A 12478-nucleotide genomic window follows, 5' to 3' on the forward strand; every position below is an offset into this window, starting at 1 on the left:
TGGAACAGATGACCCGGACCGGCAGGCCCTTCGCAATTGGTGGGGAGCCGAGCGAGCGCGCAAGTAATCTCGTAACCGTGCCGCGAATCGCGTACTTCGGGCCGTCCGGAACGTTCACCGAGATGGCCCTCGCCCAATTGGAATCCTCGGGAGCCTTCGCCGGGCCCGTCGAGCGGATCGCCGCGCCCAGCCAAGGCGCCGCGCTCGACCTGATCCGCTCCGGTGACGTGGATGGCGCGGTTGTGCCGATCGAGAGCTCCGTGGAGGGGTCGATCTCGGCGACGCTCGACTCCCTGGCAATCGGTCCGCGCCTGCAGATCGTCGCCGAGACCGAACTCGAAGTGAGTTTCACGATCCTCGGCAAGCCGGGCACGGCGTTACCCGACGTGCGCACTCTCGCCGCATACCCCGTGGCCGCCGCGCAGGTTCGGTTGTGGGTGGCGCGGCATCTGCCACAGGCGCAGCCCTACACCTCGGCGTCCAACGCCGCCGCCGCCGAGGACGTGGTGGCGGGCCACGCGGACGCCGCCGTATCGACCGCCCTGGCCGGAGAGCGGCTGGGGTTGATCGCGCTGGCCTCCGGGGTCGCCGATCACGAGCAGGCGATCACGCGGTTCGTGCTGTGCACCCGGCCCACGGCGGCGCCGCCCGCCACCGGCGCCGACCGCACCTCGATCGTGCTCGAGCTGCCGAACGTACCGGGCTCGCTGATGCGCGCCTTCGCCGAGTTCGCCACGCGCGGTATCGATCTGACCAGGATCGAGTCCCGGCCCACCCGAACCGGCATGGGCACCTACCGTTTCTACCTGGACTGCGTCGGGCACATCGACGACACCGCGGTGGCCGAGGCGCTCAAGGCGCTGCACCGCACCGCGCGGATCCGCTTTCTCGGATCTTGGCCGGCGACTTCCGCGACCGGTACGCCACCACCGTCGGACGAAGCGTCCGCGGAGTGGTTGGTCCAGCTGAGAAAGGGGATGGCCGACCTATGACCGGGAGGTTGATTCTGGTCCGGCACGGCGAGACCGAGGGCAATGTCGCCAAGCTGCTGGACACCCGGATTCCCGGGTTGCCCCTGACCGAACGCGGTGCGGCACAAGCGAAGACGTTCGGTGAGGGCCTGCTGCGCCCGCCGCAGGTGCTGTTCTCCTCGGCGGCGCTGCGCGCGCGCCAGACCGCGAGCTACATCGAGGCGGCGACCGGTGTCGCCGCCATGGTGCTCGACGGACTGCACGAGGTACAGGCCGGCGACCTGGAGGGAGAACACAGCGAGGAGGCGCACCAGACCTTCCAGCGGATCTACCGTGCCTGGCACGAAGGCGATCTCACGCTGCGGGTGCCCGGCGGCGAATCCGCCCAGGATGTGCTGGATCGGTTCCTGCCCGCCATCGAGGAGCTGCGGAATACGTATCTGTCACCGGACGACGCCGCGCACGGTGACGTGATGGTGGTCAGTCACGGTGCGGCCATGCGGCTCGTCGGCCGCACGCTTTCGGATGTGCGTCCGCCGTTCACCACGAACAATCACTTGGACAACACCGAGACCATCGAGCTGGTACCGATGCCGGACGGCGGGTGGGAGTGCATTCGGTGGGGACGATTCACGCCGCCGTTCGGCTACGAGGTCGCACCGACTTCGGACGATCCCATGGGTTAGCGACGCTCGTTCGGCGCTTCAGGACAGCTTCGGATTCCGCGGGAACTCTTCGCGTTCCGGTAGGAAGTTGATCAGATCCTGCACGGCCGTGCGCAGTCGCGCGGGAGTCCCGCTGCTGAGCGAGGTCCACTTCACGCCGTCGTCGGACCTGCTCGCGGTCGCGATGAATCGGCCCGCGCGCGTGTTGAAGACGGCGATGTGGTTGTCGGCCGTGTCTCGGGTGCCATCGCCGTAGATCACGCCGACGATCTCGGCATACGAGTGGATCTCGACCAGAGCCGCGGCCAAGGTCTTCGCGTCCTGGGCCGGGTTGCCCACCTTCGCCAGCCGTTCCGCGGTGGCCGCGGCGTCACCGGTGTCGCCGAAGATCGTGGCCAGCTCTTCGGTCGGGGCGTTCATGCCGTACAGCTCGAGCGGCTCGGCATAGCCGAGTGCCGCGAGAACCGTTCCGGGCAGGTCGTTTCCCGCCTCGTCGATGACGTAGGAGTCCTGTCCCCGAAGGGCGACGACCGGGAGGTCGACGCCCTTCGCCAGACAGAAGCGGCTCACCCAACCATCGACGACCAACCGCAGCGCGATGATCCAGTGAGGCCGGTGCAGCGCGCGCAGCCGACTCTCCAGATCACGATGCAGCACATCCTCGAACAGGAGCTCCCGCTGGGCGAGTGACTCGGCGGCCGCGTCCATCGCCGCTTTGTGGTCGGTCAGATTGTCGTACCGCGCCCTCGCGTTCAGGACGACGGGGACCTCGATCTGCAGTTTCTCTACGAGGAACTGCATTTCGTCGAGCGACAGGACGACCGCGTCGAGCGTCGACGGGCTGCGGCCCGCACCGAGTACGGTCACCTAACCGTCCCGCTGAGGTCACCGCCGATGACCCCATCGGCGGTGAAGCGGCCGTCGTTGAAATGCTCGGTCGACCGCAGGTAGTCGCGGCCGTCGTGTTCGGTCTCGTCGTCCTCGTCGCTGCGCGCCTGATTACCGAGCAAGGGGTTACCGTTGCCGGTGTTGGCAGGCCGGACCGGCGCCGCCTCGACGCCCTTGACCGCGACGCTCTCCTGCACCGGAGCCGTGCTGCCACCGATCGTGCCGTTGGAGCCCCAGCCTTCCGGAAGCTTGAGCGAGCCGCTGCTGATGCCCGCCGCCGAGCCGAGACCGGAGAACGACACGGCTCGCGTCGCCGCACCGGTAGCGGTGGCTGCCGCACCGATACCCATGGCCATGGGAGCCATGCCGGAGAAGGAGGGCGCGGAGCTGGTGGTGGCCGCCGCGATCGCGCTGCCCGCGACATTTCCGACGGTGGAGACACCGGTGGTGGCGATCGAGCCGACGGCCTGAGCGGCCTGGGTGGCAGCGCTCGCCACCCCCGGGTTGCTCAGGAACGCCTGGGTGGCGGCCACGGCAGCCTGGATCGGATCGGCCGGGACCTCGGTGGTCGTGTCCGCCGCCTGCTCGGGACTGGCCGTCCCCGCGCCCTTGGCGATCGCCGGCGGCAACAGGAACTCGGCGGGCGTGGCGACCATGGCGCTGGTCGCGGCCTCATAGGTCTCCATGACCAGCGCGGCACGGATGTCCATCGCGTTCCTGGCGACTTCGGCGGCTTCGAATGCACCGCTCAACACGCCCGGCGGGTTCGCCGACGCGGCCAGAGCGGTATTGACGGCCGCGATCTCGGGCGGGCTCGGCATCGCCAGCGCGGCGACGGTGTAGGCGGTGGCGTTCGCCGCGGCCTTGGCGCCCATCGCGGCCGCCTGCACGCCCTGCTGCTCGGACCAGCCGAGGAAGCCGGTGAGCTTGCCCAGCGCGGCGATGCCGTTGATACCCTGCATTCCGACGCCGAGTTCGGCCATCACCCTGGCGACTGTCGTCGTCGCGTCGATCCAGGCGGCGGTGAGCCCGCCCCATGCGGTGGCGGCGGCCGAGATCGGAATCGCGTGCGCGCCCGCGTGAAGTGTGGCCGAATTGATCTCCGACGGGCGCGCCGCCCAGATCACCCCGGTGACTCCTGCAACCATGTCTGACTTCTCCCCTGCTTAAGCGTTGCTGATGGATCTCGCTTGCGGAACTACACCTGGATGGCGCTGATGCCGGCGGCGCGGACCACGTCGCCCGCGACGTGCTGGGCCAGCTGCATGCGCAGCGTCGCCGCGGCGTGGTGGCATTCCAGAATCGCCTGCGCGATCGCGCGATCGTGCGACATCGCCCCCTGATTGAAATGGCTCGCGCTGAGGAAGGAGACTTCCTCCGCCCCGGAGGGCAGCACGTGCGTCGCGGGCGCGGTGATCGCCGCGGCGGCGGCCAGACGTTCGGCGACGAGGTCGAGTTCGGCCGCGGCGGCGAGAATGGCTTCGGGTGCGATCAGTACATGTCCAACCATGACTCGACTCCTTCTAGTGGCTGTGGGGCGGAACCACGAGAATTCCCCCTTCGAGTGATAGGACGCGACAGCAACGCGATCGGTTCCATCGAATCCCCAACTTTTCGATCTCCGTGCCGATTACACACCCACACCTGGTGGTGCGCAATACAGCTCGGTTCAGACTATCCCCATCCCAGCTGATGCAGGCGGTCTTCGTCAATGCCGAAATAGTGTGCGATCTCGTGGATCACGGTGATCGCCACCTCTTCCACCACTTCGGACTCGTCGGCGCAGTGTTCGAGGATCGCCTCGCGGTAGATGGTCACGGTGTCGGGAAGCGCTCCGCCGTAATGACTGTCACGCTCGGTGAGAGCGATGCCGTGATACAGACCGAGCAGATGTGGATTCTCCGGATCGCGCGGCTCGATCAGCACCACCACGTTGTCGATCGCGCGGGTGAGCTCGGGCGGGATGAGATCCAGTGCGTCGCCGACCAATTCCTCGAACCGGTCGGCGGACATCGTCACGGGCATCGGCGCTCGGCTACCTCGGCTGGGGCTGCGGCGGCAGGGGCGCGGCGCCCGGCAGCGGTGCGGGCGTGGAACGTCCGTTGTTCGGCGGAGGCACCGGAGCCTGGCCGTTGATCAGGATCTCGCCCTTGGCCGACCCGGTGATCGGCGCGAAGCCCTCCCGATCGGCTCCCTTGCCGATCATGCAGTCCAGCTTGCGGCTGCCCGCCATCCAGCTGCGGGCATCGATGTAGTCGAAGAACAGCGTGAGCGTCTTGTTCCGGATGACGTCCGGCCCGCCCAGGTAGTCGGTCGACGTGCGGGTGCACTCCTCCTCGACGAACTTGTCCTGGTCGTCCTTCGCGGGCGGGCCCCCGTTGAAGTGGGCGGCCAGATCGACGGTGGAGACGATCTCCACGGCGTGCGGCTGGGCGCAGTCCACCGGATCGGTGGGCAGGTTCTGGTTGATGCCGAGGCACACGCCCGCCTCGTACACCTTGGACTGATCGTGCTCGGTGGCGCTGCCGACCGACGGCGGGGTGCCGACACTGGCCGCGACCTGCAGGCCGCAGCGCAGGGTGCGGTCACCGTGCTGCCAGCCGTCCGGGCTCGGATACATCAGCCCGACGATGTACTTGCCGCGCGGATCGAACCGGCCCGACATGTATTTCTGCACCGCGGGCACGCAGTGCTCCTCTTTCAACTCGGTCAGGCGCAGCGAGTCCGGGAACCGCGAGCCGGGACCGAACTCCTTGCCCGGATACCTGCTCATATCGATGTCGGCCGCGACCTCGAACATGTGCTTGCTCGAGCAGTTCACCTTGGCCAGGTCCGATCGGTCCGGCTTGGTCCAGCTCAGGCAGTCGCCCTTGGCCGCGGTGCCGAACTCCTTCTCCAGCACCGGCTGCGCCGGGGCGCCGGGATTGTGTGCCTCCAGGCCCTTCTCGTTGTCGAAGCCGGTGACGAACAGCGTCACCAGCGCCGCGACCACGGCGCCGACGGCCACCGCGAGCAGGCCCCAGCGCAGGGTGGGGGCCGACAGATGCAGATCGCGCAGCTCGCCGTGGGCGAGGGCGGCTCTGGCCGAGTCGAACGAGCGCCGTACCGCGTCGGCGCGCGACGACGCGCCGCGCTTGGGCGCCTGCGGGTACCGGGACATGCGTTCGGAGGACATCGCGGTCCATCATGGCAGTGTCGGTGCCGCGGTGCCACGACCTGCCCCGATCGGCGCGGCACGGGGCACGAGCGAATTCAGCCGCGCAGGGCCGACAGGAAGACGCCGGGCAATCGGGCGGGGTTGGCGTCGGCGTAGAACTCGGTGAGCCTGCGCCCGGTGGTCGCTGCGGTGGCGTTGCCGACGAACCACGGCGGCTTCGGAGAGAGGGCGAGTTCGCCGCCCAGCAGCGAGCGCGGCACCGGCCGGAACGGGCCGTGCACCACGGTGCGCTCCACATCGTCGAGCAGCAGGGCGTTGTGCACGACGCCGATACCGCTCTGCACGTCGTCGAGGGTGTGCCCGGGGAAGGCTCCCCAGGCGGCCCGCGGCGCGAGGAAGGCCAGACCGGTCCAGCTGTTCACCGCGATCGCGCCGTAGCGCAGCCGTTCGATCGCGCGGTCGAAGGCGACACCGAGCCTGCGGATGGTCGTCGGATCGGCGATCACGTTCGCGCCGAGCGTGCCGGTCAGCTCGGCGTTGGCGAAGTCCACCGCGCGCTGCAAGAACTCGCCGCCCGTGTAGGGCAACTCCACCACGCCGAGCACGGGGGAGAAGTACTCCGTGCGCAGCAGCGGCGACCCGGTGCGCGGCAGTCCGCCGACCAGCACCCGTCCCGCGCCGAGACGCTCGGCCTCCGGGTACGAGGCCAGCGCGTCGGCGACCCGCGCGTCGCTGCCCGGGTAGTAGGCCGTGCGCTGCGGCGCCCGCTCCATGGCCAGGCGGAGTTCGGCGAGGAACTCGTCCTTGCGGTCCCACTCGGAGCCGATCACCACCGCCTGCGCGGCCACGCAGTTGTAGCCGCCGTTGTGCAGCCGTTGGGTGGCCACGTGCTCGGCCTGGTAACGCAGATCGGCGTCGGACCAGTCGCCGGGCACCACGATGGTCGGCGAGACGCCGCCCAGTTCGCTGCTGATCGGCTTGTCCAGCAGCGGCCGCTTGTGCCGCTTGCGTTCCGCGCCCTCCGCGCCGGGGCCCCACACGATGGCATCGTGGGTCTGCGCGCTGCCGGTCATGTGCACGTGCGCGACGTCCGGATGACGCACCAGGTAACCGCCCTGCTGCGCGCCGCCGGTGAGGATTCGCAGCGCGCCGATCTCCAGCAGCGGCTCGAACACCATCTCGAACACGGTGAACAGCGGGTCGGTGATCGGGTTGAGCTTCAGCGCGACCACCCGGTTGTGCGCGAACAGCTCGTACAGCGCGTCCAGCGGCGGAATCGAGGTGATGTTGCCCGCGCCGAGCACGGCGCCGATCCCGCCGGTCGCGGTGGGATCGAGCTGGGCGAGTCCGGCTCGCCGACGGGCGGTGTCGGCGTCGACGCCTGGACGCAGCCACACCTCGCCGCGGAAACCGTTGAGCAGCAAGCGATCGTAGACGCCGAACGGGAATACCGGCACCGCCAACCGCCCGCCCGGCGCCTCCCGCAGCGTGATGCCGGCCAGTGGGCTTCGCCCGGTCTCCAGCGCGGCCAGGGTCGCCGACAGCGCGGCCGTGGCTTGCAGCAGCGTGAGCGGCCCGGACATCCACTCCTCACCGACCAGCGCGGAGTGCTCGCCGAGATCCTTGACGACGCGCGCCGCGCGCACCCAGTCCTCCGCGAAGCGGCCGGTCCTGGCGTGGATCTCGTCGAGCAGCTCGCGGCGGCGGCGCAGCGACGTCGCGGCCCACACTTTCTCGCCCGCCGCGAGATCGGCCAGCGCGTTGTCGATGGCCGTCTCGTCGAATGGGGTGCCCACAAACCCACTATGCGCGCGATCCGGGGTGGATGGTCCGCATCCTGGGATATCGGCGTGAAAGCGCAACACACCGACTACTAGGCTGGTGGCCCATGATCGACCTCCGATTCCTGCGGGACAACCCGGACGCGGTCCGCGCCTCGCAGCGCGCCCGCGGCGAAGACCCCGTTCTCGTCGACGCGCTGCTCGAGGCGGACGCGGCGCGGCGTGCCGCGGTGGCCACCGCGGACAACCTGCGCGCCGAGCACAAGGCGATGGGCAAGCTGATCGGAAAGGCGAGCAAGGACGAGCGGTCCGCGCTGCTGGCGCAGGCGTCGGAGATGTCGGTCAAGGTCAAAGAGGCCGAGGCCGCCCAGCACGCCGCAGACGTGGATCTGGACACCGCGCACCGCGCCATCTCCAATGTGGTGCAGGAAGGCGCGCCCGCGGGTGGCGAGGCCGATTTCGTCGTGCTGCAAACGGTCGGCACGCCGCGGGAGTTCGACTTCGAGCCGAAGGACCACCTGGAGCTCGGCGAGTCGCTCGGCTTGATCGACATGGAGCGCGGCGCGAAAGTCTCCGGCGCCCGGTTCTACTTCCTGACCGGCTACGGCGCGCTGCTCCAGCTGGGAATGCTGCAGCTGGCCGCGCAGAAGGCGGTGGCCAACGGCTTCACCATGATGATTCCGCCGGTGCTGGTGCGCCCGGAGGTCATGGCGGGCACGGGGTTCCTCGGCCAGCACGCGGCGGAGGTCTACCACCTCGCCGACGACGACCTCTACCTGGTCGGCACCTCGGAGGTGCCGCTGGCGGGCTACCACTCGGACGAGATCCTCGACTTGAGCGAGGGCCCCAAGCGCTATGCGGGCTGGTCGTCGTGCTTCCGCCGGGAGGCGGGCAGCTACGGCAAGGACACCCGCGGCATCATCCGGGTGCACCAGTTCGACAAGGTGGAGATGTTCGTCTTCACCACGCCCGACCAGGCCGACGCCGAACACCAGCGTCTGCTCGCCTGGGAACAGGAGATGCTCGCCGCGATCGAGGTGCCCTACCGGGTGATCGACGTCGCGGCCGGTGATCTCGGCAGTTCCGCCGCGCGCAAGTTCGACTGCGAGGCCTGGGTGCCCACGCAGCAGACCTACCGGGAGCTCACCTCGACCTCCAACTGCACCACGTACCAGGCGCGGCGGCTGGCCGTCCGCTATCGGGACGAGAACGGAAGGCCGCAGATCGCCGCGACCTTGAACGGCACGCTCGCCACCACCCGCTGGATCGTGGCCATTCTGGAGAACCACCAGCAAGCCGACGGGTCGGTCCGGGTGCCGTCCGCCCTGGTCCCGTTCGTCGGTACCGACGTGCTCCGACCGACGAAGTGACAACGGACGAATGACGTTCAGGTAAATAGCTACTGGTTCGCCATGCCGTATTCCCGGGATGTGGCAACCAGGGCGATTCCTTATGTCTAGGCTATTCGTCGTGCGAGGAATCGGGTCTCGCGGCGATACCCGAACCCGGGTGCGGGCCGCGTCTGCGCTGGCGACGGCTATGGTCATGGCTCGGACCACCGGGGCGTTCTACGTCATGGGCGGGGTGCTCGGTCTGCTGATCACCGCCATCGCCCCTGGTGAAGAGGGTAATCGTCCGCTGGTAGGCGGGGCGGCAGCGGTGGCGCTGGTGCTCGGTCTCACGCTGCTCGCATGGGGTCCGCGGCTGCCGCATTCGATCCATCACGTCTACGTCGCGATCGCGACGGTGTTGGTGACGATCGCGGTGCATTCGTTCCCGAACACCGTGGGCGCGATCAGCCTCGCGGCGTTCTACGTGTTCATCGCGTGCGACGCCGCCCTGTTCTTCGCCTGGTCGCAGGCCGCCGCCCATATCGCGTTCGCCTTGGCGCTGTGCCTGTGGGTGCTGCCCGCGCGGCCGGTGACGCCCGGGTTGCCGTGGTGGTCGGGCCTGATCCCGGCCGGTGTGACCTTCGGTGTCGGCGTCGTCGTCGGGATCCTGACCAGGATGGCGTCCGAAGCCGACATCGACGTGCTCACCGGCCTGCTCAACCGGCGCGGCTTCGACCGGGCGCTGAACACCGCGATCCAGCAGGCCACCAGGTCCGGGCACGGACTCGCGCTGGTGCTGGTCGACCTGGACCGTTTCCAGAAGATCAACGACCATCTCGGGCACCGCGCCGGTGACGCCGTCCTGCAGCGGGTGGCCGACACCTGGTCGAAACTGCTGGCCCCCGATCAGCGCCTGGCACGCTACGGCGGGGACGCGTTCGCCTTGCTGCTGCCGAACACCACCGAGCAGGCCGCGATCCTGCTCACCGAACAGCTCCGCGCCGCGGTGACCACCGGTTGCTCGGCCGGCGTGACCTCCTGGCAGCCGGGCGAATCGGGGTCGCTGCTGGTCAGCCGCGCTGACGTCGGCCTGTACCGGGCCAAGCAGGCCGGACGCAACCGGACGGTACTGGAGTCCTCGCGGCAGCTGCCGCTGGCGGTGGAACTGCGCGAGGCGATCGACCGGGGCGCCCTGGACGTGCACTACCAGCCGATCGTCAGCCTGACCGAAGGAGGCGGCAAGGCGGTCGGTGTGGAGGCGCTGCTGCGCTGGTCGTCGAGCGCGCAACCGGATGTCACCACCGAGGGCTTGATCCGCGTCGCCGAGGAATACGACCTCATCGCCGATCTGGACGAACTGGTGCTGCGCCGGGCCTGCGCGGACGCCGCACGGTTGCAGGAAACCTTCGCCCAGCTGGATCTCACACTGAACGTGAACGTCAGCGGGCTGGAGCTGGCCGAGGCCGGTTACGCCGATCGGGTGGCGGGCATTCTCGCCGCCACGGGGTGGCCCGCGGACCAGCTGGTGCTCGAAGTGACCGAGAGTGAGCTGGCCGCCGAATCCCAGACCGCGATCGAGAATCTGCACACTCTGCGCGACCGTGGCGTGCGCATCGCCATCGACGACTTCGGCACGGGATACTCCTCGCTGAGCCGACTGGCCACGCTGCCCAGCGACATTCTCAAGGTCGATCAGTCCTTCGTCGCCGCGATCCGCTCGGATTCGCCCGCGCCGCCCTTGCTCAGCGTGATAGCCGCGCTCTCCAACGCGCTGGACCTGCAGGTCATCGCCGAGGGCGTGGAGACCGAATATCAGGCCGCGGTGCTCACCGAACTGGGCTTCGCGCTCGCGCAGGGTTATCACTACAGCGATTCGCATCCGGTCTCGGAGCTGATCAGCGACCTCAACGAGAACAAGGGCCGGATCGGCCCGGGTGTCACCGACCGGGAGCTGGGCGACGGAGATTCGGTTCCCGCGAACGGCTGGGTGCCGTTGCCCTGATTCGCGCGGCGGCCGATTCCCTTCGACGCGCCCGAGCGGTAATTCCCTTGACGCCGCGAGGCAGGGATGGCCATGCTGATCGGCATGCGGTTGCTCGTCTACGCCTATTGATTCGCTGGATCGCCGCGCGCCCGTAGGACGGGTAGCGCGCGTACTTTCAGCCTGCGCTCGCTGACGGTTCGGGCGGTGCTCTTCAAGAGCACCGGTGAACTGATTCCGCTGTACGCGCTGTATGCCCTGCTGTTCGCCGACCACGGCATGAGCACAGGGCAGATCTCCTTGCTGTTCGCCATCTGGTCGATGACCTCGTTCTTGCTCGAGGTGCCCTCCGGTGCGTGGGCCGACACGGTTTCGCGGCGCGGACTGCTCGTGCTCAGCGGTGTCCTGCTGACGGCGGGCTTCGCGCTGTGGACGGCGGCGCCCTCCTTCACTGGCTTCGCCGCCGGATTCGTGCTGTGGGGTACCTCGGGCGCTCTGGCCTCCGGCACCTTCGAAGCGTTGCTGTACGACGATCTCGCCGCCCGCGGTGCGTCGTCGACATATCCGCGCATCCTCGGTTACACCAGGGCCGGTGCGGAAACCGCCGTCGTCATCGCGATCGTCGCCGCGACGCCGCTGTATCTCATCGGTGGCTATGCCCTGGTCGGCTGGGCCAGTGTCGCTCTGGCCGCCGTGCACACGCTGGTCGCGCAGTCGCTGCCCACCGCGCCGAAGGCGGTCTCCGCGGCGGACGTCGATGATCTCGAAGAGGAGGAGTCGGCACCTCTCGCGCCACCTTCCGTGGTGGGCGGGGATGATCAGGCGGACGTCACGAGGAGATACGCCGAGGGCGGTCGGACATCGGAGACGGCGCGACTTGCCGCTCGATCCGGCGTTGCTCGAACCGCGGCGGAGGAGGAAGGTGCCGGAGCGAGCGGCGCAAAGGAGCCGAGTGCCGGAGCGAGCTGCTTCACGGCGGAGCCCGCGGCATTCCATCCGGAGACCTCCGCGGCGCACTCCGGACCGTTCGCGCACTACCTCACCATGCTGAAGGCAGGTGTGGGAGAGGCCCTTCGCATGCGGGTGGTGCGCTACGGCGTGCTGCTGGAGGCGCTGCTGTTCGGTATCACGGCGTTCGACGAGTATTTCGCCTTGCTGGCGGAGGAGGCGGGCGTATCGACGGCCGTCGTGCCACTGCTGGTCGGCCTCACCGTGCTCGGTTCGCTGACCGGGTCGGTGCTGGCGGGGCGCACCGAAGGAATGTCGGGCCGGACGATGTCGATCGCGGTGGGTGTCGCGGGCGTGCTCTTCCTCGGCGGCGCGCTGATCGCCGGTCTCGCGACCGGTCGTCCGAACGCGGTGTACTTGCTGACCACCCTCGGCTTCGCGTCGATCGGGATCTCCTACGGCATCGTCTACAACGCGGGCATCGTCGCGGCTGCCCGCCTCCAAGACGCCATCGAGGGTCCCGCCCGAGCGACCGTCACCTCGGTCTCCGGTCTCCTGGGCGAGGTGATCGCCCTAGCGGTCTTCGGCTTCGCCGCCCTCCTGACCCTCCACGCCGCCATGTCCACCCTCCTGGCCCTCCTCGGCGCCTCCATCCTCGCCATCGCCGCGCTCATTCCCCGCTGGCTCCCACCCCGCCACTGACCACGAGTGGCACACCATCGAGAGCGCTTCTCGCGAAATACCGCAGTGCTGTGC

11 protein-coding genes are annotated in these 12478 nt (G+C 69.0%); 5 read left to right on the forward strand and 6 right to left on the reverse strand.

The genetic code is table 11. From position 1 onward, the window contains the following. The first annotated feature begins 77 nt into the window (after window positions 1-77). Both pheA and ACWEH3_RS04285 read left to right on the forward strand, forming a co-directional pair. A complete protein-coding gene (gene pheA / locus ACWEH3_RS04280; protein WP_450016777.1) occupies window positions 78-992 on the forward strand; it encodes a prephenate dehydratase in 915 nt (304 codons plus the stop codon). After that, the gene (locus ACWEH3_RS04285) at window positions 989-1657 is read left to right on the forward strand and encodes a histidine phosphatase family protein (RefSeq protein WP_450016779.1); all 669 of its coding nucleotides are present in this window, start codon (window positions 989-991) and stop codon (window positions 1655-1657) included. Before pheA ends, ACWEH3_RS04285 begins: the two co-directional genes overlap by 4 nt. A gap of 18 nt (window positions 1658-1675) precedes the next feature. On the opposite strand, the gene ACWEH3_RS04290 is transcribed toward ACWEH3_RS04285, so the two are convergent. The 6 genes from ACWEH3_RS04290 to ACWEH3_RS04315 form a co-directional block, all read right to left on the reverse strand. Beyond that, on the reverse strand, window positions 1676-2503 hold the full coding sequence (locus tag ACWEH3_RS04290; RefSeq protein ID WP_450016781.1) for an ESX secretion-associated protein EspG: 828 nt from the start codon (window positions 2501-2503) through the stop codon (window positions 1676-1678). After that, the gene (locus tag ACWEH3_RS04295; protein WP_355073278.1) at window positions 2500-3672 is read right to left on the reverse strand and encodes a PPE family protein; all 1173 of its coding nucleotides are present in this window, start codon (window positions 3670-3672) and stop codon (window positions 2500-2502) included. The genes ACWEH3_RS04290 and ACWEH3_RS04295 overlap by 4 nt, the downstream gene beginning before the upstream one ends. Window positions 3673-3722: 50 nt before the next feature. After that, window positions 3723-4034 (reverse strand): PE domain-containing protein, encoded by a 312-nt coding sequence (locus tag ACWEH3_RS04300; RefSeq protein ID WP_159849106.1) that lies wholly within the window; start codon window positions 4032-4034, stop codon window positions 3723-3725. Window positions 4035-4198: 164 nt separating this feature from the next. Continuing rightward, on the reverse strand, window positions 4199-4549 hold the full coding sequence (locus tag ACWEH3_RS04305) for a metallopeptidase family protein (protein ID WP_355073276.1): 351 nt from the start codon (window positions 4547-4549) through the stop codon (window positions 4199-4201). Window positions 4550-4559: 10 nt separating this feature from the next. Beyond that, window positions 4560-5699 carry a septum formation family protein gene (locus tag ACWEH3_RS04310; protein ID WP_450016785.1) on the reverse strand — a complete coding sequence of 380 codons (1140 nt, stop codon included), beginning with the start codon at window positions 5697-5699 and terminating at the stop codon, window positions 4560-4562. 77 nt (window positions 5700-5776) lie between these two features. Further along, window positions 5777-7477: an aldehyde dehydrogenase family protein gene (locus tag ACWEH3_RS04315; RefSeq protein WP_450016787.1), complete on the reverse strand. Its 1701-nt coding sequence runs from the start codon at window positions 7475-7477 to the stop codon at window positions 5777-5779. A gap of 92 nt (window positions 7478-7569) precedes the next feature. Here ACWEH3_RS04315 and serS point away from each other — a divergent pair, with 92 nt between their 5' ends. The 3 genes from serS (at window position 7570) to ACWEH3_RS04330 (ending at window position 12424) form a co-directional block, all read left to right on the forward strand. Continuing rightward, complete coding sequence (gene serS, locus ACWEH3_RS04320; RefSeq protein WP_450016789.1) at window positions 7570-8832, forward strand: serine--tRNA ligase; 1263 nt, start codon at window positions 7570-7572, stop codon at window positions 8830-8832. Between the two features lie 175 nt (window positions 8833-9007). Beyond that, entirely contained in the window at window positions 9008-10795 is a 1788-nt protein-coding gene (locus ACWEH3_RS04325; protein ID WP_450016791.1) for a putative bifunctional diguanylate cyclase/phosphodiesterase, read from the forward strand. Window positions 10796-10981: 186 nt separating this feature from the next. Continuing rightward, window positions 10982-12424, forward strand: a complete 1443-nt coding sequence (locus ACWEH3_RS04330; protein WP_450016793.1) for an MFS transporter — start codon at window positions 10982-10984, stop codon at window positions 12422-12424. The last annotated feature ends 54 nt before the right edge of the window (window positions 12425-12478 follow it).

It is taken from the genome of Nocardia sp. NPDC004718 (genome assembly GCF_053601535.1).

Coding starts and splice junctions, on each gene's coding strand:
- ACWEH3_RS04300 (WP_159849106.1), bottom strand. CDS start 4,034: ATGGTTGGACATGTACTGATCGCACCCGAAGCCATTCTCGCCGCCGCG.
- ACWEH3_RS04325 (WP_450016791.1), top strand. CDS start 9,008: ATGGCTCGGACCACCGGGGCGTTCTACGTCATGGGCGGGGTGCTCGGT.
- serS (WP_450016789.1), top strand. CDS start 7,570: ATGATCGACCTCCGATTCCTGCGGGACAACCCGGACGCGGTCCGCGCC.
- ACWEH3_RS04295 (WP_355073278.1), bottom strand. CDS start 3,672: ATGGTTGCAGGAGTCACCGGGGTGATCTGGGCGGCGCGCCCGTCGGAG.
- ACWEH3_RS04310 (WP_450016785.1), bottom strand. CDS start 5,699: ATGTCCTCCGAACGCATGTCCCGGTACCCGCAGGCGCCCAAGCGCGGC.
- ACWEH3_RS04285 (WP_450016779.1), top strand. CDS start 989: ATGACCGGGAGGTTGATTCTGGTCCGGCACGGCGAGACCGAGGGCAAT.
- ACWEH3_RS04305 (WP_355073276.1), bottom strand. CDS start 4,549: ATGCCCGTGACGATGTCCGCCGACCGGTTCGAGGAATTGGTCGGCGAC.